18 protein-coding genes are annotated in these 18,831 nt (G+C 62.0%); 9 read left to right on the forward strand and 9 right to left on the reverse strand.

Annotation, left to right across the window (positions count from 1 at the left end; genetic code table 11):
* Positions 1-6 precede the first annotated feature (6 nt).
* Positions 7-438: an FAD synthase family protein gene (locus ACSFDB_RS12560; RefSeq protein WP_090310255.1), complete on the reverse strand. Its 432-nt coding sequence runs from the start codon at positions 436-438 to the stop codon at positions 7-9.
* A gap of 87 nt (positions 439-525) precedes the next feature.
* Positions 526-1,023 (reverse strand): Mov34/MPN/PAD-1 family protein, encoded by a 498-nt coding sequence (locus ACSFDB_RS12565; protein ID WP_090310253.1) that lies wholly within the window; start codon positions 1,021-1,023, stop codon positions 526-528.
* Positions 1,024-1,322: 299 nt separating this feature from the next.
* On the opposite strand from ACSFDB_RS12565, the gene ACSFDB_RS12570 reads away from it, so the two are divergent.
* The 3 genes from ACSFDB_RS12570 (at position 1,323) to han (ending at position 6,371) form a co-directional block, all read left to right on the forward strand.
* Positions 1,323-3,575, forward strand: coding sequence for an NADP-dependent malic enzyme (locus tag ACSFDB_RS12570; protein WP_440771331.1), 2,253 nt, complete (start codon positions 1,323-1,325; stop codon positions 3,573-3,575).
* Positions 3,576-3,757: 182 nt separating this feature from the next.
* Positions 3,758-4,150 (forward strand): hypothetical protein, encoded by a 393-nt coding sequence (locus ACSFDB_RS12575; protein ID WP_440771332.1) that lies wholly within the window; start codon positions 3,758-3,760, stop codon positions 4,148-4,150.
* Between the two features lie 313 nt (positions 4,151-4,463).
* Complete coding sequence (han, locus tag ACSFDB_RS12580; RefSeq protein ID WP_440771333.1) at positions 4,464-6,371, forward strand: Hef-associated nuclease; 1,908 nt, start codon at positions 4,464-4,466, stop codon at positions 6,369-6,371.
* Positions 6,372-6,549: 178 nt separating this feature from the next.
* On the opposite strand, the gene ACSFDB_RS12585 is transcribed toward han, so the two are convergent.
* The 5 genes from ACSFDB_RS12585 to ACSFDB_RS12605 all read right to left on the reverse strand — a co-directional run bounded on the left by ACSFDB_RS12585 (position 6,550) and on the right by ACSFDB_RS12605 (position 10,583).
* A complete protein-coding gene (locus ACSFDB_RS12585; protein WP_440771334.1) occupies positions 6,550-6,675 on the reverse strand; it encodes a hypothetical protein in 126 nt (41 codons plus the stop codon).
* 363 nt (positions 6,676-7,038) lie between these two features.
* The gene (locus ACSFDB_RS12590) at positions 7,039-7,788 is read right to left on the reverse strand and encodes a hypothetical protein (RefSeq protein WP_440771335.1); all 750 of its coding nucleotides are present in this window, start codon (positions 7,786-7,788) and stop codon (positions 7,039-7,041) included.
* Between the two features lie 238 nt (positions 7,789-8,026).
* A complete protein-coding gene (locus ACSFDB_RS12595) occupies positions 8,027-8,902 on the reverse strand; it encodes a CPBP family intramembrane glutamic endopeptidase (protein WP_440771336.1) in 876 nt (291 codons plus the stop codon).
* 398 nt (positions 8,903-9,300) lie between these two features.
* Positions 9,301-9,663, reverse strand: a complete 363-nt coding sequence (locus ACSFDB_RS12600) for an iron chaperone (RefSeq protein ID WP_440771337.1) — start codon at positions 9,661-9,663, stop codon at positions 9,301-9,303.
* 596 nt (positions 9,664-10,259) lie between these two features.
* Positions 10,260-10,583 (reverse strand): ribbon-helix-helix protein, encoded by a 324-nt coding sequence (locus tag ACSFDB_RS12605; RefSeq protein WP_440771338.1) that lies wholly within the window; start codon positions 10,581-10,583, stop codon positions 10,260-10,262.
* Positions 10,584-10,950: 367 nt separating this feature from the next.
* Between ACSFDB_RS12605 and ACSFDB_RS12610 the strand changes: the two genes are divergently transcribed.
* Positions 10,951-11,904: an HhH-GPD family protein gene (locus ACSFDB_RS12610; RefSeq protein WP_440771339.1), complete on the forward strand. Its 954-nt coding sequence runs from the start codon at positions 10,951-10,953 to the stop codon at positions 11,902-11,904.
* Positions 11,905-11,931: 27 nt separating this feature from the next.
* Here the strand turns inward: ACSFDB_RS12610 and ACSFDB_RS12615 are convergent, their stop codons facing one another.
* Entirely contained in the window at positions 11,932-12,936 is a 1,005-nt protein-coding gene (locus tag ACSFDB_RS12615) for a nucleoside recognition protein (protein WP_440771340.1), read from the reverse strand.
* 129 nt (positions 12,937-13,065) lie between these two features.
* Between ACSFDB_RS12615 and ACSFDB_RS12620 the strand changes: the two genes are divergently transcribed.
* Positions 13,066-13,653 (forward strand): NADPH-dependent FMN reductase, encoded by a 588-nt coding sequence (locus ACSFDB_RS12620; RefSeq protein ID WP_440771341.1) that lies wholly within the window; start codon positions 13,066-13,068, stop codon positions 13,651-13,653.
* Here the strand turns inward: ACSFDB_RS12620 and ACSFDB_RS12625 are convergent, their stop codons facing one another.
* Positions 13,654-14,298, reverse strand: a complete 645-nt coding sequence (locus tag ACSFDB_RS12625) for a hypothetical protein (RefSeq protein ID WP_440771342.1) — start codon at positions 14,296-14,298, stop codon at positions 13,654-13,656. It abuts the gene before it with no gap.
* 436 nt (positions 14,299-14,734) lie between these two features.
* On the opposite strand from ACSFDB_RS12625, the gene ACSFDB_RS12630 reads away from it, so the two are divergent.
* The 4 genes from ACSFDB_RS12630 (at position 14,735) to ACSFDB_RS12645 (ending at position 18,825) form a co-directional block, all read left to right on the forward strand.
* Positions 14,735-15,340, forward strand: coding sequence for a hypothetical protein (locus ACSFDB_RS12630; protein ID WP_440771343.1), 606 nt, complete (start codon positions 14,735-14,737; stop codon positions 15,338-15,340).
* 271 nt (positions 15,341-15,611) lie between these two features.
* A complete protein-coding gene (locus ACSFDB_RS12635; protein WP_440771344.1) occupies positions 15,612-16,718 on the forward strand; it encodes a DNA-methyltransferase in 1,107 nt (368 codons plus the stop codon).
* Between the two features lie 45 nt (positions 16,719-16,763).
* A complete protein-coding gene (locus ACSFDB_RS12640; RefSeq protein WP_440771345.1) occupies positions 16,764-17,093 on the forward strand; it encodes a cupin domain-containing protein in 330 nt (109 codons plus the stop codon).
* Between the two features lie 58 nt (positions 17,094-17,151).
* Entirely contained in the window at positions 17,152-18,825 is a 1,674-nt protein-coding gene (locus ACSFDB_RS12645) for a gamma-glutamyltransferase family protein (protein ID WP_440771346.1), read from the forward strand.
* Positions 18,826-18,831: the final 6 nt, after the last annotated feature.

The raw sequence follows: 18,831 nt of genomic DNA on the forward strand, positions 1-18,831 counted from the left end.
TCGCCGCTAGCCCCGTCGCTCGAGGATCCGGTCGATGATCAGCCGCGTCGAGAGGATCTCCTCGTCGTCCGCGGGATCACGCCCGCTCGCGCGCTCGACGGTGCAGTCGATCCCGCGGCGCTCGAGTTCGCTCTCGATGCCCGCAGCGTCGTGGTGCTGGTCGTGGCCCAGCGCGATCACGTCGGGGTCGATCTCCTCGATCGGGACGAAGATGTCCTCCTCGTGGCCGAGGATCGCCTCGTCGACGGCCTCGAGCGCGTCGACGACGTCCCGGCGCTGCGTCGCGGGACAGATCGGCTTCTCCTTGTGGTCGACGTTCGCCTTGCGCGCGACGATGACGTACAGTTCGTCGCCCATCGCGGCGGCCTCCTCCAGGTAGTGGACGTGGCCGGGGTGGATGATGTCGAACGTTCCCTGGGCGATGACCGTCCGCGTCATGTCTGCCTCCGGCGGGTGGCCGAACGGTCCCTCGCGGGTGTAGTCGTGAACACGGTCGTCGTCGTCGGCGTCGTCTCGAGAATCATACTAACGTCTGAGTTCGTCGTCGATATCCGCCTGCGTAAAGTCGAAGAAGTCCTCGGTTTCGGGAAGCTCCACGTCGATCACGTTCAACTGGGTGCGCTGGCCCTGTGAATCGAAGGCCTGCCAGTCCGAGCGGCGGTACGGCGCGCCGATGATGATGTGGACGCTGCCCCGACCGAACGTCTCTAAGTCCGCAGCGCTCGGGCTGATCACGCCGTTCGGGTGGGAGTGAACGCTGCCCAGCGCCTTCACGTCGTTCGGAATCTGGCTCGTCTTGACGGTCGCGCTGACGCTGTTGGACTCGGTGCCGGGGACGACGAGAATGTCCGTGATGACGAGTCCATCACTGTCGAGCCCCAGTCGCTCCGCCTCGGTCCCCCGGAGGAATCCCATGTACTCGTTCGGGTGGGAGGCCTCGGAGGACTCGATAGCGAACTCGAGCGTCTCCTCGGCGATACCGAGAATCGAACTCGAGCGAAACAGCGCGTCGAACAACCCCATGTGACGACCTGAGTGCTTGCGGTTGCTAAACGTTCCGATCAGGTACGCGACTCGAGTTCCCGTCTCGGTCGGCCGGTAACGGATCACCATCTCTGCCGCTTCGATCGGCCGTTTCCGGGTCGCTGTATCCGCGTTCGATCCGACACCCAGTTCCCGGCCAACGGTCCCATCCAGAGATCAGCGTCGGTCCGCTCAACCATGTGAATTATCCGTGATAGTTATTGCTGGTCGCCCGGTGAGAATACTCTTTCATGCGGAATAGCGGGGCGTTTTTCTGGGGGGTGTTCGTACCACGGCATATGTCATTAGACGAAGACTCACTCGACTATCATCGCGAGGACCCGCCGGGGAAGATCGAAATTCGGACGACGAAATCGACGAGTACCCAGCGCGATCTCTCGCTGGCGTACTCGCCCGGCGTGGCCGCGCCGTGCCTGGAGATTGACGCGGACGAGAACGAAGCGTACACCTACACGGCCAAGGGGAACCTCGTCGGCGTCGTCTCGAACGGCTCCGCGGTGCTCGGACTCGGCGACATCGGCGCGCAGGCGTCGAAACCCGTCATGGAGGGGAAAGGCGTCCTGTTCAAGCGTTTCGCCGACATCGACGTCTTCGACATCGAACTCGATCACGACGACGTCGACGCGTTCGTCGAGTCGGTTGCGGCGATGGAGCCGACCTTCGGCGGGGTCAACTTAGAGGACATCGGCGCGCCCGACTGCTTTCGGATCGAGGAACGACTCAGAGAGCGCATGGACGTCCCGGTCTTTCACGACGACCAGCACGGGACCGCTATTATCTCCGGCGCGGCGCTGTTGAACGCCACCGAAATCGCCGGAAAGGATCTCGAGGAGCTCTCGGTTACCTTCGCGGGCGCGGGAGCGGCGGCGCTCGCGACCGCTCGATTCTTCGTTTCGCTCGGCGTCCGAAAGGAGAATATCACGATGGTCGACATCGACGGCATTCTGACGACTACTCGAGCGGAGGCGGCCGATCTCGACGAGTACAGCCGCGAGTTCGCTCGCGACGTACCCGACGGCGAGTTGGAAGACGCGATGGTCGACGCGGACGTGTTCGTCGGGCTCTCGGTCGGCGGCATCGTGAGCGCGGAGATGGTGCAGTCGATGGCCGACGAACCGATCCTGTTCGCGATGGCCAACCCGGACCCCGAGATCGACTACGAGACGGCGAAGAACGCCCGCGACGACACCGTGATCATGGCGACCGGCCGTTCGGACTACCCGAACCAGGTCAACAACGTCCTCGGCTTTCCGTTCATCTTCCGCGGCGCGCTCGACGTCCGCGCGGCCGAGATCAACGAGGCGATGAAGGTCGCGGCCGCGGAGGCCATCGCCGACCTCGCGAAGAAGGACGTCCCCGACGCCGTCCGCAAGGCCTACGGCGAGCAACCACTGCAGTTCGGTTCCGAGTACATCATCCCGAAACCGCTCGATCCCCGGGTGCTGTTCGAGGTAGCCCCCGCCGTCGCTCGCGCCGCGATGGAATCCGGCGCCGCGCGAGCGGAGCTCGACCCCGAGGCGTACGTCGAACGCCTTGAGGCCCGTCTCGGCAAGTCCCGTGAGATGATGCGGACCGTGTTCAACAAGGCCAAGAGCGATCCGAAGCGCCTCGCGCTGGCCGAGGGTGGCAACGAGAAGATCATCCGGGCCGCGGCCCAGATCGAAGAGCGAGAGATCGCCCAGCCGGTTCTGATCGGCGACGAAGACGAGATCAAGACGACCGTCGCGAATCTGGGACTCGAGTTCCAGCCCGAGGTCGTCGATCCGAGCGCGGGCGACTACGGAGGGTACACCGACGCGCTCTACGAGCGCCGCCAGCGCAAGGGCGTGACGCGCACCGAAGCGGTGGACCTGATCCGGGACAGCAACTACTTCGCGTCCGTGATGGTCGATCAGGGCGACGCCGACGCGATGCTCACCGGGCTGACGAACCACTATCCCTCGGCGCTTCGACCGCCGCTACAGGTGATCGGGACGGCCCCGGACACCGACTACGCCGCCGGGGTCTACATGCTCACGTTCAAGAACCGCGTCGTCTTCCTCGCGGATACGACCGTCAATCAGGATCCCGACGAGGAGGTGCTGGTCGAGATCACGCGCCACACCGCCGACCTCGCCCGACGGTTCAACGTCGAGCCGCGCGCCGCACTCCTCTCGTACTCCGACTTCGGCAGCGTCGACAACGAGGGGACACGAAAGCCTCGACGGGCTGCCGAACGGCTCCGCGAGGATCCGAGCGTCGACTTCCCGGTCGACGGCGAGATGCAGGCCGACACCGCCGTCGTCGAGGAGCTGCTCGAGGGCAGCTACGAGTTCACCGACCTCGACGAGCCAGCGAACGTGCTCGTGCTCCCCAATCTCGAGGCGGGGAACATCTGCTACAAACTGCTCCAGCGACTCGGCGGCGCCGAGGCGATCGGGCCGATGCTCGTCGGCATGGGCGAACCGGTCCACGTCCTCCAGCGCGACGACGAAGTTACGGACATCGTGAACCTGGCCGCCGTCGCGACCGTCGACGCACAGGGCGAATAGCTACTCTCACGGCTCTGCCAAAATCTATTTTTCAGATATACCATTGATTGAATAGAGAGATTAGTACACCTGCTAACTGAGCGCTAATCGGCTGGATATTCAATTATTGGTCATATGGACTCTTTCAGATTCTTAAACGACTGTCCCGAAACATATTTCTCAGCAAACATCTATGCTATCGTATGAAGTCTGTAGGGTCCCTTCCGCTAAGGCGAATTATGTGGATTATATTGTATGCATACCTTGTTCTATTCAGTTCTGCACGTATCGTTGAGTCTGATACGAGTCCGTGGGGATGGGTTGTGGCATTCGCCATCGGAACTGCCGTTCTTCTCGGACCTGTTATGTGGGCTGTCCGCGACCGATTCTCTGAAAAGCAGCGTGAGTCTCTTGGCTATGTTGCGTCGGTCATTGTTTTGCTCTTTATACCAGTTATACTCGGTCTCGGACTCATATTTGAAAACCTACTACTCATTATGGCTGTCGGTGTACTCGGGGGTATTATCGGCTATACAATCGTGTTGCTCCTTGAGAGGATGGTTCTACCTGAACGCCTTCAGGGAACCTCTCAATAGAGTCCCCGAATTGACCGATACGCCAATACACTGTACTGGCCGCAGAGGGTACCAACCCTCTCACGTTTTACGTGTTCCAACAGAGCCACTCTCACCGGTCTCACGGTCGGTCTCGAGGACACGAGACGGTCGATGGAGACGAGCGGTGATGACGACCTGCGGCGAACGACCCTGCGACTGTGAGCTCGGACTAACCCTGCCGAACGGCATCGTCGCTCGCGGGCCGAACTGTGTCTTCACCGACAGCCTCCGGCGACAGCGTCGCTTCTTCTTGACAAGGGTTATACGCGACCGTCCCAAACTACGGGCCAAGATGACACGAGCGTCCGCCGGGGAACCCGGCGCAGACGACGGGGATTCCGTCGTCTACGATCTCGCTGCCGAGTGTACTGCAGACGACGTCGAACACGGCCAGGCTTACCTCGCCGAAATCAACGGCATCGTCGACTACGGCGTCTTCGTCGATCTCTCTGACTCCGTCTCCGGACTCGTCCACGAATCCGTCCTCGAGGGCACCTACGGCGTCGGCGACGAACTCGTCGTCGAACTCGAGGCCGTCCGAGACAACGGCGATATGGCGTTCGAACCCGCCGACGTCGGCGACGACTACGCGGTCGACGCCGTCGCCCACGACTACAGCCTCACCGGCACCGACCGCCTCGAGGCCACCATCGGCGACCAGATCCACCTCGAAGGCGAGGTCGTCCAGGTCAAACAGACCGCCGGACCGACGATCTTCCACGTCGCCGACGAGTACGGCGTCGTCCCGTGTGCGGCGTTCGAAGAAGCCGGCGTCCGCGCCTTCCCCACCGTCGAAGTCGGCGACGTCGTCCGCGTCACCGGCACCCCCGAACACCGCGAGGGCTCGGTCCAGATCGAGGTCGACGGCCTCTCGAAACTCGAGGGCGAAGACGCCGAGGACGCCCGCGAGCGACTCGCGGAGGCCCTCGAAGCGCGCGCCGAACCCCACGACGTCGAGCCGCTGATCGACTGGCCCGCGTTCGAGAAGCTTCGACCGAACCTCCAGGAGGTCGCGAAACTGCTCCGCCGGACCGTCCTCGAAGGCCGTCCGATCCGCGTCCGTCACCACGCCGACGGCGACGGGATGTGCGCCGCAGTACCGGTTCAGATCGCGCTCCAGCGATTCATCGCCGAGGTGCACGAGGACGAGAACGCGCCGCGACACCTCATCAAGCGCCTCCCCGCGAAGGCCCCCTTCTACGAGATGGAAGACGCCACGCGGGACCTGAACTTCGCGCTCGAGGACCGCGAAAAGCACGGCCAGCAGCTCCCCCTCCTGCTCATGCTGGACAACGGCTCGACGGCCGAGGACGTCCCGGCCTACGAGACGCTTTCCCACTACGACATTCCGATCGCGGTCGTCGACCACCACCACCCCGACCCCGAGGCCGTTGAGGATCTCCTCGACGCCCACGTCAACCCGTACCTCCACGACGAGGACTACCGGATCACGACGGGGATGCTCTGCGTCGAACTTGCGCGGATGATCGACCCCGACATCACCGACGAACTCCGCCACGTCCCCGCCGTCGCCGGCCTCTCGGATCGCTCGAAGGCCGACGCGATGGGCGACTACCTCGAACTCGCCAACGAGGTGGGCTACGACGAGGAGCGGCTACAGGATCTCAGCGAGGCGCTCGACTACGCGGCCTTCTGGCTGCGCTACAACTCCGGTGATCAGCTGATTCAGGACTTACTCCAGATCGATTCGAACGACGAGGAGCGCCACCGCGAACTCGTCTCGTTCCTCGCGGACCGCGCTCGCGACGACGTCGACGTCCAACTCGACGCGGCGATGCCCCACCTCGAGCACGAGGATCTGGACAACGGTGCCCACCTCTACCGGATCGACGTCGAGAACTACGCCCACCGCTTTACGTACCCCGCACCGGGGAAGACCACGGGCGAGATCCACGACCGCAAGATCGAGGAGACCGGCGATCCCGTGATCACGGTCGGCTACGGTCCCGACTTTGCCGTCCTCCGATCCGACGGCGTTCGACTCGACATCCCGCAGATGGTGACGGAGCTCGAGGAAGAAATTCCGGGCGGCGGCGTCTCCGGCGGCGGCCACCTCGTCGTCGGCTCGATCAAGTTCGTCAAGGGCAAACGCGAGGAAGTGATCGACGCCTTAGTCGACAAGATGGAGGACGCGGAGATCGACGAAGCGCTCTCGAGTGCCGCGCCGATCGACGACTGAGCGGCTACCTTTCGGTCGGTTTCATCCTTAGTTGCGATCCGTTTTGAGACGGAGCGACAGCTGGATTCGGTTTTCGTTTGGAACCGAGCGAATAACGCACAGCGGCGCGCGCCGGATCGTGGTGGCTAAAACGAGGACTGCGGTGTGACTCCGTGCGAGAGTTGTTGTCGACTCGAGTTTAGTCCGACCCGTGACGTGGCGTGTAGCCACAGTCGACGCACTCGAGGGAGTCGTGGTGGGACTGGAGGGAGCCGGTACATTCGGGACAGCGGTAGTCGTGGGTTGTGGACTGACTGATTGCCATGTTCGGACCGGAGCACTCGATGCGTATAAGTTCGCCTATTATCGAGGTAGAAGTATTCTGTGGCAATACAATGCGTATATATGACTGTGTTTGCTGGTGAGTAGTCAGCAACCGTATACTTTGCGACGTCTCTGTTGAACTCCTCATTTTAGATGCTCTTCGGCGTGAAATACACGCTCACTATGGGAGCTTAGCGACTGCTTGGATTCCTATCAATTAGCGCATCTCTTCGAAAAGTTGTGATGGATACAGGGCGCGAATGTTGCACGGGCTGAGGTGGGATCAACGCGGAATGTCGAACGGTCAGTACAGGTGAATCACACAGCGTTTCATACAGATAAATCAGTCAAGCACGGTCTTCGATTAACTACTGTTACCACGCTTGAGTTCACGTCTTTTATCTACAACCTTGTACAGGAGGAGAAGTGCTGCTGTGAGGTAGAGTAGACTAATGTGCTTTGGTGAATATGGATAGAGCATCACAGCATACGGATAGGCATATGATACTACAATTAGCCCTACTCCGTATCCAGCAAAAGAGAAAACAGTCTGTGGATGCGTTTTCCTGTGAGACACTATTGCATACGAAAGGAATGTAGCATACGAGCCAAACAAAACGAACTTCACGAGGAATTCAATAAACGACGCAAAAGCAGCATCACTTATTAGTCGGAGGCCGAACCCGTGTCGAAGGATGTAGACTTCACCGTCGTCTTCTATCACACTAAATTTATTAAAAGAATCAGCAGCCGTATCCTCAGCATCAATAGGGAATTCTGGTGGCTCAGTAGGTTTATCGCAGAAAAGGAGTTCATCGTTACACACAACGACCCCTCCAATTCGTTGCCAGCCAACTCCAACTTGTGGTTGGTCTTTCACTTGCTGAAAGGTTTGTTGGGCATACGGTGAAAGGTTGCTTACGGAAGTCGGGTCTGTTGTGCTTATATTCATCGCCTCAGCAGTTCGGTCAAAAGCCACTGTCGATTCATGGGCGATTGAATATGATTCGCTTGTTTCACCGTAGGGGTATGTAAGCGCCAGCGGTTGGAAGATACTCACCACTAAGAGAAGGACGACCAGTAAAGATAGTACAGTGTATATTTGAGACTTCACCAGGGATTATCATATTGATATTGATGAATACTTTCTGGTTGACTCAATGCAAGTTCTGGAGTCTAACCGTTTAGTTCGCACACGTAGTTGCCGTTGAGTACAGCTGAGCGATGTAACATGGCAAGTTGTGGTCTCTCCGATTCCTGCCAGATGCGGCGTGCTGAATATAGAGGCTGAAGTCAGCAGATAGGAATCGTGCTAATCACAGGAGGTCGGGACGAAGGACTTCGCTGGATGATTATCGCGCTGCCGGGCCGGTTGCCGCCGATCTAGGTGATGAGAAGTCCATTATCCCATGCCGTAGAACAATAAGAAGTGCCAGAGCAATCAGAATGAAAATAAATGCTTGCCCACCGATGTCGGATTCGATTGCGGGAAACGCCCATAACGACCAGTTGAACGAGGCATGGAGCAAGATCATCGGGGCGAGACTCCCCCCAGTGTTCTGGAACACCCACGTCATAACCACGGACAGGAGCGTTATTGTAACCATGAAGCCCACAAGCGGGCGCTGATAGTACATCGTCATAGACGGCATGTAGAACCACGGTAAGTGCCAGACGCCCCATACGATTCCCAGTCCGAGACTTCCGGCTAATGCACCAAACCGTTCGATCAGCGGATCAAGTGCGTACCCCCGCCAGCCGAATTCCTCCTGCATCGGCCCACCGAGAAGCAGAATGTAGACGAACGCGATAGGAAGCACGTACGCTTCACCCGCCCACGGAAGTGTTGGTTCAACTCCCAGGACAACGGCTACACCCAGTGCTCCAAGGGCGAGTGCCGGAAACAGCACCACTGCAGGTACGAACCACCATCGGGGAAATGAACGGTCAATAGCCCGCTTGAAAAGGCGGGTGACTCCGTGCCGACCAGTGTGCAGGTATACAAGTAGAACAGCAGCCACTGTAGGGCCAAACGCCCCGATCTCCGGGACCTGGGTAACCCCCACAATCAAGTCGTCTATCGCCGCCATCCCCGTCTCAGTTCCCGACGCCACGGCGACCTTCGGGAGCCACAGCGTCCATGAGAACACAAATGTGAGTAAAAAGAAAAGAGCGAGCCACCCGGTTCCGTTACTCGGACGCTCGTTGGTGTTTAGTGAAAAACCCATAGGATATAAGAACACTTGAGTATAGAAAACCGTTTCTGATATTCTGAGTTGACCGCTTCGAGTCGGTTGGATGGACTACGCCCGTACGACGGTCGCGCTCTGTATTCAGCACGACTCGCCCAAAATCATCTGGAACAGACAGGATCCTCAACGGTATGTCCGCACGTGTAGTGAGCGGATGGTTCACCAATTTCGGAGTGAAACAAATAGGGTTGTCGTGCTGCACTAATACTCTGTATCTTGCACGTGCTTTCTACCAATTTCAGGACAGGTCGAACGAGCCTTGCTGAACCCACAGCGCGAATGAGCCACCGATCCGTATTCAAGTTGGAGAGTAGTACATTGGTCAATATAACGAGATGCGATGACCCCTGTTCCTTTGAACAGCACTGTCTCGGTTACTGCGCTTTTTTGGCTTCTTCCGCCTTCTCTTCCAGAAGCTGCGTTATCTCTGTGGTCGGCACCGCTTGGTCGTATCTGATTTGTATGGTTTCTTTTCCGGTTTTGTACCCCTTCTCTTCAAGCATCGTTCGATCTTCACTCTGAAGCGCGTCGGCACCAATACCGAATGTAACGTGGTTCTTGGCCGCGCTAATTCCAACGTGAGTGCCGTGGAACGTATAAAACGGCACGTTGTAGCTGATTCCTTCCTCGGCTTCTGGAACAGTTGATTTGATTATCTCGCGGAGTTCTTCCAGTGTTTGACGGGCTTCCGTATCCGCATTAGCTATGTATGAATCGACGTCTTTCAACTTTGACATTCCACGGTCACCGTGGTCTCTATACGAACCGCTCTTTCTTATTTAAACCGGCGAGTTGCAGAGGCCACAGCCATCCTCCAGAATAACAGACATTGATCCGGCCACCCACGCTGAAGTTCAAATTAAAAATCTGGCATGACGATTTGCTGAACCCAACCTCTATATTCAGCAGGTCGGTTATGGGACTTATCCGAGAGGTGGGTGACTGCTCCGGTAACGCCTTCACCTGTACTTACCAGTAGTTGGTAGCTCAGTTTCGTTATTCAGGGAGGGGCGAAAGACTCGCGTTCAGTACAGGCGAATGCGTTACCGCTGCGGTCAGAGTACAAGTGCAGCACCCGCGAACGAGCGAAGCGAGTGAGCGGCCTTTTTAGCGTAGATTTTTGGAGGAGCGGTGAGCGAGCCATGCGAGCGAACCCGACGAGAAAAAGGTACGTGTGCACACGTAGGTACCGAACTGCCTGTTTCAGTTTCAGGTGCGAGACTGAATAAGAAACCGCGCTACTATCTACTGTTACTGTGGAGTGTACCAAGTCATTTCGACAGTGCTCCGTGTCGGTCGCCCAGTGGTGTCCGCCGAATCGGCTTCCTGTCGACTAGAACTGGTACCGTCGCTCGTCGTCCATCGTCGGGTACTGGTCCGCGCCGGTCATCTGCTCGAAGGTCATCCCCGAAAGGTACTCGTCGTAGGTGACGTCGTAGGCCGAGCGGAGCTGGAAGTCGAGTTTGCCCGTTTCGACTGTCGACTGGAACAGCATGTGGATCGCCCGCCGGACGAGTTCGTCCGTCTCGTCGGGCTCGAGGGCGGCCTCGAGCAGGGCGAGTTCGTTCGTCGTCTCCCGGTCGAGTGAGACGCTGAGTTCGTCGTCGAAGGCGGTGTAGGACTCCTGGACGTCGTCGTTGAGATCGTCGAGGCTCATACGGGTGGGGACTCGAGCCGGCGGGATAGGGCTTTCGTGCTTAGATCGTTCGATAGCAACGGTTGTGGAGACGAGCATCCTGCTCACACTGGCAACGATGAGTGCCACGTCCTCCCCAACCGATTCGCTCGCTCCTTCCAGTCGCTCACTCATCCAAAGGAAGACGCTTTGCGTCTTCCAGGCCTTCGCTCACAGGCTCGCGAAGACCTCGCACGAAGTTGTGCCGCGGTTCGCTTTCCGCTCACCGCGTCACAGCGCGCGCCACCGCGGCTGGTTCAGCCAGCCTGGAGAAACACGTACCACTCTGAATCGATACGATCGACCGAGAACCGCCACCAGTAAGGCGACCCGGTCGCTAGCCCGACCAATGAGCGAGCGCGACGGTGCCGGCGACGCGGACGGGGTCGACGACTGGTCGTTGCCCGATGACCTCGAGGCCATCCAGACGGCCCTGATCGAGTGGTACGAGGGCGACCACCGCGACTTTCCGTGGCGGCGGACGGACGATCCCTACGCGATCCTCGTCAGCGAGGTGATGAGCCAGCAGACCCAGTTGGATCGCGTGGTCGACGCCTGGGAGGAGTTCCTCGAGCGCTGGCCGACGACGGCAGATCTCGCCGCGGCGGACCGGGCGGACGTGGTCGGCTTCTGGACGAGCCACAGCCTCGGCTACAACAACCGGGCGAAGTACCTCCACGAGTCGGCCACTCAGATCGAGTCAGAGTACGACGGCACGTTCCCCGAAACGCCCGACGAACTGCAGGAACTGATGGGCGTCGGGCCCTACACCGCAAACGCCGTCGCGAGTTTCGCGTTCAACAACGGCGACGCCGTGGTCGATACGAACGTCAAGCGAGTCACCTACCGCGCCTTCTCGATTCCGGACGACGATTCGGCCTTCGAGGCGGGCGCGAACGACCTCATGCCCGAGGGCGAGTCGCGGGTGTGGAACAACGCGATCATGGAACTCGGCGGCGTCGCCTGTACGCAGACCCCCCGCTGCGACGAGGTGGGCTGTCCGTGGCGCGAGTGGTGTGACGCCTACGCGAGCGGCGACTTCACCGCGCCCGACGTCCCCACCCAGCCCGCTTTCGAGGGGAGTCGTCGGCAGTTCCGCGGGCGCGTGATCGGAACCCTCCGGGAGTACGACGAACTCGAGTTGGACACGCTCGGTCACCGAATCCGCGTCGACTACGCGCCGGAAGGCGAGTACGGCCGCGAGTGGCTCACGGGGCTCCTCTCCGACCTCGAGTCCGACGGACTGGTCGACCTCGAGCGCGCCGACGCGGACGACGAACTCGTCGCTCGATTGCAGCGCTGATCGACGGCTCGAGTCCACGACCGCCGGTCATACCACGAGAAAAACCAGAATCGCGACGACGATGAAGATCGCTTTCAAGCCGGTGTTGACGACGATAACCTTCGAGCCGAACTCCGAGCCCCAGATACCGTACTGAAACGGAATCGAGCGCTTGACCGTCCCGATGGTCAGCGAGAACAGGCTCCCGACGAGCAGCGTGATCACTGCCTCCGTCGGCGTGAGCACGTCGCCGATCATGGGGGCGACCGTGATCGCACCCATCGTCGGATCGACCAGCGAGACGAGGATCACCGGCACCGCCGCGGCCGGGAGTCCGAGGAATCCTGCGACCGGATCGACGAGCGCAGCGGGCTCCTCTATGCCGACGTAGGCAAGGGCTCCAACGAGCTGGTCGCTGTACTCGAGGGCCACGAAGACCAGCGAGTAGACGACGGCCAGCCGCGGGACGATCGATCGAAGCCGCTCGAGCGTTTTCTCCCCAGCCTGCCGGAGGTTTTCTCGGTGCGTTCGACCGCCGTCCTCACCTTCACCGTCTTCGGGCACCTCGGGGTCGACGACGCTCCCGTCGTACTCGTAGCCCCGAAGCAGGATCGCACCGGCGAGGAGGCCGACGACCGAGATGGCGAGCGAGATGCCGGCCCGCGCGCCGACGTACATGAGACCGGCGTGGAGCCCCAGAATCGGGATCAGGACGGGACCGTAGTAGGTGAAGATGTGCTGGACGAAGCCGAAGAAGGTGTTGATGACGACGGCGATCAGCGTCGCGCGGTCGTCGAGCAGTCCGGACTCGCGAAACTCCGCGAGCATTCCGTAACCGGCGGTGACCGAGACCGTGTTCGTCAGGACGGCGGCCCCCACCTCGTCGGGCAGGTTCGCCGGCTCCGTCAGGTATCGTCCCACGCGAGCGATCACGTCGACGACCCCGTACGCTACGGCCAGGTTCGCCAGTCCGACGCCGATGCCGATGAGCACCGAAATCGTCAGGACCCGCGGGAGGGCTTCGGTCAACAGGACAGAGACGAGCGACTCCACGCCGATCCGTTCGAATCGCCGAAAGAAATGGCCGTCGGATCGCGTCAGTTCCTGGGACCCGCCGACGCGACCGGTCGGAAGCCGTGTCCTTTGGCCCGCATATTTCAGTCCCGTACTCGAAGACCACCCATGGCCGACGTACACGTCACTGCAGTCTGTGGCAGCCTTCGCGACGCGAGCACCACCCGAATCGCCCTCGAGCGCGTTCTCGAGGCGGCCGAAACGGGCGGTGCCAGCACGGAACTGATCGATCTCCGGGAGTACGAACTGCCGACCTTCGACGCGGATCAGGATCGAGAAGACACGGGCGACGCGGCGGAACTCGCGGCCAGCCTGCGCGAGGCCGACGCGATCGTTCTCGGCTCGCCGGTGTACCACGGCTCGTACGCGTCGCCGCTGAAGACGGCTCTCGACTACTGCGGCTTCGACGAATTTAGGGGCAAGACCGTCGGCCTGCTCGCGGTATCGGGCGGCGCGTTCCCCGTGACGGCCTTGGAGCACATGCGCTCGATGTGCCGAGCGCTGAACGCGTGGGTGATTCCCCACGAGGCCGCGATCCCCAACTCCCACTCTGCACTCGAGGGCGGCGAGTTCGTCGAGGAAAAACTCGAGGAGCGGGTCGCAACGCTGGGGCGACGTGCGGTACAGTACGCCACGATCGAGCCGGATCCGGACTCGTTTCAGGGCGACCAGAACGTCGGTGCCGAGGGGAAGTAATCAGGGCTCGAGCAACTGTTCGAAGCGACGCTGGTGGGCGAGGAAGGCGAACAGCGCGAAGACCACTACGCCGACCTGCAGCGCCTCGATGCGAATAACGATCGTGGTGATCTCGAGCGCCAGCGGCGGCGTCGCGATCGCCCACTCGGTGAACCAGGCGGACGCGAGCAGCAACGACGCCCCGACGGCGAGCAACAGGCCGGGGACGAGCGGCGTCCGTGCCGTCCGGGACGGCGACCGATGCCGGAAGACGTGTCGCTCGAGGGCAAACTGCCCGACGAGCACGCCGGCGAGCAGTGCCGTCGCGACGAGAACCCCGTCGACGCCGCCGATCTGTTCGGCGACGAACAGCCAGCCCACCCAGCCGCCGGTCAACAGCAACGCGGCGGCGAGTCGCCGCGGCTCGAGGAGGTCGCCCAGTTCGCTGATGGTTGCGCCGAAAACGCCGGCTCTGAGGAGCGCGCCACAGAAGAGGATCCCCAGTCCGGCGAGTGCGGTCGACGTCGTCCGCGAGTCGACGACGAGGGTGAACCAGAGACCGACGGCGATCGCTTCCACGGTGGCCGCCGAGAGCGCCGCAGTCAGCCCGACGACCCGCCGGCGGGTCGTTCGGCCGAGGACGCCAGGCTGACGGATGACGCTCATACCACGTCCCACTCAGGCCGTCCCTTTCGTTATGTGAGCCATTATGTCACACAGTAATGCGGGCGTAATCGCGTCTTTGTCGGTGTTGGATTTATACGACGGTAACGGGTCGTTTTACTAATAGGTCGTGCGAGACGGTGTCCGCGCGAGCGAACGACTGCCATTGACTTCGTCGAGTCAGCACAAGGTACAGCGCGCGGGTCAGTGGTGATTGAGCCGCCACTGTTGTGGATCTCGCTCGTATTCGGGCTCTCTCGGTCGATGGCTGGTCGCTTGAAGGGGGCCTGGAGAGTCGCTCGAGCGACCGTTCGGTCGAGTAGGGGACGGTTACTCGGACGAACGCGGTGCAGTAGTCGACGTGTACTGTTCGGGAAAACGATTCGCGCGGCCGAAACGTTGGACAGAACTATTTAGGGGGATGTGGTCGGCACTGATTATGCCCGAAACCGAGCAACAGGACAAGACATTAGCCGAGACCGTCGTCAGAGAAGCAGTCGGAATGGGAATGGAGTCACCGCTGCGCGATTCTATCCTCGAGGCCGTCGAGGAGGCGGACGGATCGGCGGGCGGGAAGACGAGTCTGCCGTTGGCGGGCGCCCTCTTCGGGGCCGGTGCTGCGCTTGGCTTTCTCGCGGGTCGACAATCACCCGAACTCGAGGACACCTCGCTCGAGGATCTACAGGAGCCGGAGATCATCGAAGACGTAGTCGAGGGGGCGACGTCGACCGCCGAAGGGACGAAAGCGAGCGCCGAGGAGACGATGAGCGACGACGACTCCGAAGCGGAGATGGATGCCGAGGCGGAGGACGAGAGCGGCTCGAGTCGGCTGCCGCGGATGCTGCTCGTCGTCGGTCTCCTCGCCGGCGTCGCGCTCATTCGCCGTCGACTCGCTTCCGACGAGGAAGACGAGTGGGAGCCGATCGAGGAGTTCGAACCCGCGACGAGTGCTGAGTCCGAGGAGTTCGACGAATCGGACGAGATGGAAGCCGATGTCGACGTCGACGGCGACGAGTCGGACGAGATGGAAGAAGAAGAAGAGTAAGTCGCGGACCTCGGTGCTGAGTGCCGTTGACCGGCAGACGGCCGATGCGTTCGTTTTCGCGACGACGACTGCAACCGGCAGTCGGCGGAAACCGCGTGTCTGTCTATTCGTACGTAACGTGTCCCCTCGTGAGGTGAACCCGTCCACAGAAGGCAACGGCTGCCACTGGAGCACGGCCGCGGAGGCCGAAACCCGTCGAGGGGCGGCTGGTTGGCGACTGGCCGACGGCTGACGAAGGAGCTAAGGGGGCGACGCCGACAGTGTGAACCCAATGGAGACGACCCACCGCGTCTTCGTCGGTGACTCTCGAGACCTCGCCGCGATCGACGACGACTCCGTCGAACTCGTCGTCACGTCCCCGCCGTACCCCATGATCGAGATGTGGGACGAGCTGTTTACGGCGCTCGATCCGGCGATCGGCGACGCGCTCGAGTCCGGCGACGGCCGCGCGGCGTTCGACGCGATGCACGCCCAGCTCGACCGCGTCTGGGCGGAACTCGAGCGCGTGCTCGTCGACGGCGGCATCGCCTGTATCAACGTCGGCGACGCGACGCGGACGGTCGACGGGAGTTTCCGCGTCTATCCGAACCACGCCCGCGTGCTCGAGGCGTTCGAGGCCCGCGGCTTCGATCCCCTGCCGGACGTGCTCTGGCGCAAGCCGGCCAACAGCGCGGCCAAGTTCATGGGCAGCGGAATGATCCCGCCGAACGCCTACGTAACCTTGGAACACGAGTACGTCCTGCTCTTCCGGAAGGGCGGCGAGAGCCGCGGCTTCGAGCCGGGAGCCGACCGGCGCTACGAGGCCGCCTACTTCTGGGAGGAGCGCAACCGCTGGTTCACGGACGTCTGGACCGACGTCCAGGGCGAACTGCAGGCTCTCGGCGGCGACGCGGAGGCGGACCTCCGCGATCGGTCGGCCGCCTATCCGCTCGAGATCCCCTATCGCCTGATCTGCATGTACTCGGCATACGGCGACACCGTCCTCGATCCGTTCTGGGGAACCGGGACCACGACGCTCGCGGCCATGTGTGCCGGCCGCCACTCGCTCGGCTCGGAGCTCGAGGCGGCCTTCGTCGAACGGTTCGACGACCGCGTGCCCGACGTGCCGGCGCTGTCTCGGTCGGTCGGGCGGGCGCGTCTCGAGCGCCACCGCGAGTTCGTCGCGAGCCGTCGCGAGGACGGGAAGGGATTCGAGTACGAGGCCGACTACTACGACACGCCGGTCGTGACCAAAATGGAGCGCGGGATTCGGCTGCGCGAAGTCGAAGCGATCGAGTCCGTCGACGCCGATACCGACGATGGAAACAGCGGCGACGGCGACGAGTACGGCTATCGGGCCGAACACGTGCCGCTGGGTCCCAGTGAGGACGGTCGATAGCTCGTACCGACCACGTTTTTTGCACCGGAGCGCGAACGGGCGGTTATGACGCTCGACGAATACGCGACGGCAGTTTCGGCCCTCGAGCCGAGCGAGGGCGAGATCGAAACGACCGAACTGGTCGTCACCGACGACGTGCTGGTCAAGGCGTTCGCGCTCGGTCCCGACGCCGAACTCGAGGCCCACGATCATCCCGACAGCACGAACGTCTTTCACGTGCTCGAGGGAACGGTGACGGTCGTGCAGGGCGAGGAGAGCCAGGAGATTTCGGCCCCCGGCGTCGTCCACCACAAGCGGGGCGTAATCCACGGCGCGCGAAACGAGACCGACGAGACGGTCGTGTTCACGGCGAGCCTCTGTCCGTTGCCGTCGTGATTCTCGGCTGCCCCCGCCGCTTCCGTCGTGATTTAGTGGTGGCCCGCGTAGAACCGGTGTGAACGACGCTATCGATCTCGACCGATTCGACTCGAGGCGGTCGACCGTCTACGGAAACCGGGGGATGGTCGCGACGAGCCAGCCGCTCGCCGCTGAGGCCGGCCTCTCGATCCTTCGCGACGGCGGGAACGCCTTCGACGCGGCCGTCGCGACGGCCGCCGCGCTCAACGTCGTCGAACCCACCTCGACCGGACTGGGCGGCGACGTGTTCGCGCTCTATCGAACCGCCGACGGCGATGTCGGGGCCATGCGATCCTGCGGTCCCGCCCCGGCCGACGCGACAATCGAGAACGTGACGAACGCGCTCGAGGAGACCGACGAGGAGACCCTCGAGAGCTACTACCCCGAGTCGCGGGGCTACGCCGTCGACAGCGGGGCGGGCGCTGACGAACTGGGGATGCCGTTCCTCGGCCCGCACGCCGTCACGGTTCCCGGCACGGCTCGCGGCTGGGAGACGACGGTGCAGGAACTGGGCCGACGGTCCCTTTCGGAGGTCCTCGAACCGGCAATCCACTACGCGACGGAGGGGTATCCCGTCTCGCCGATCATCGCTCACCACTGGGAGGGGGCAGAGCGACTCTTTACGGACGAACACGCGCGCGAGGCGTACCTCTTCGACGGCGAGAGCCCGGATCCCGGGCAGACGGTTACCATGCCGCGGCTGGGCGAGTCCCTGCAGCGGATCGCGGAGTACGGGGCCGACGACGTCTACGAGGGCGATATTGCGGACGCAATCGTCGACGAGATCCAGTCCGCGGGCGGCTTCATGAGCCACGAGGACCTCGCTGACTTCGAACCCGAGTTCGTCGACCCCGTCAGCACGACCTACAACGGGGCCGAGGTCTACGAACTGCCCCCGAACAATCAGGGGCTCGTCGCACTCGAGGCGCTGAACATCGCCGAGGAGATCGGTGCCGGCGAGCACGCGTACGACTCCCCGAAACGGATCCACGCCTTCACCGAGGCGATGAAACTCGCGTTCGTCGACGGCCACCACTACATCACGGATCCCGGGTTCGAGGAGGTTCCGCCGCTCGCCTCGAAGTCCTACGCTCGAGAGCGTGCGACGGCGATCGGTGACAGTCCGATTCAGAATCCCGAAGTCGGCGTCCCGAACGCCAACGCCGAGGACGCCGACACCGTCCTGTTGACCGTCGGCGACGAGGAGGGGAACCTGGTCTCCTACATTAACTCTCGCTTCGCCGGCTTCGGTAGCGGGCTCGTCGCGGGCGATACCGGCATCGCTCTCCAGAACCGCGGCGCGTCGTTCTCGCTCGAGTCGGATCATCCGAATCGCCTCGAGCCCGGAAAACGGCCGTTCCACACACTGGTTCCGGCGATCGCAAAGCTGGACGATGACGACTGGCTGGCCTTCGGCGTCATGGGGGGCTACATGCAGCCCCAAGGCCACGTCCAGGTGCTCTCGAACCTCGTCGACTACGGCATGAGCCCGCAGGCGGCGCTCGACGCGCCGCGCTGGCGATACCGAGAGAGCGGCTCGCTCGGGATCGAGGAGCGGCTCCCGAACGCGGCCAAACTCGCTCGGATGGGCCACGACGTCGGCGTCCTGCCGCCGGTCATGTTCGGGGGTGCACAGCTCGTTCGCCGTCGCGACGGGACGCTTTCCGGCGCGACCGAACCCCGAAAAGACGGCGTCGCGATCGGCTTCTGAGTCGTG

It is taken from the genome of Natronorubrum amylolyticum (assembly GCF_052040145.1).
Lineage (GTDB): Archaea > Halobacteriota > Halobacteria > Halobacteriales > Natrialbaceae > Natronorubrum.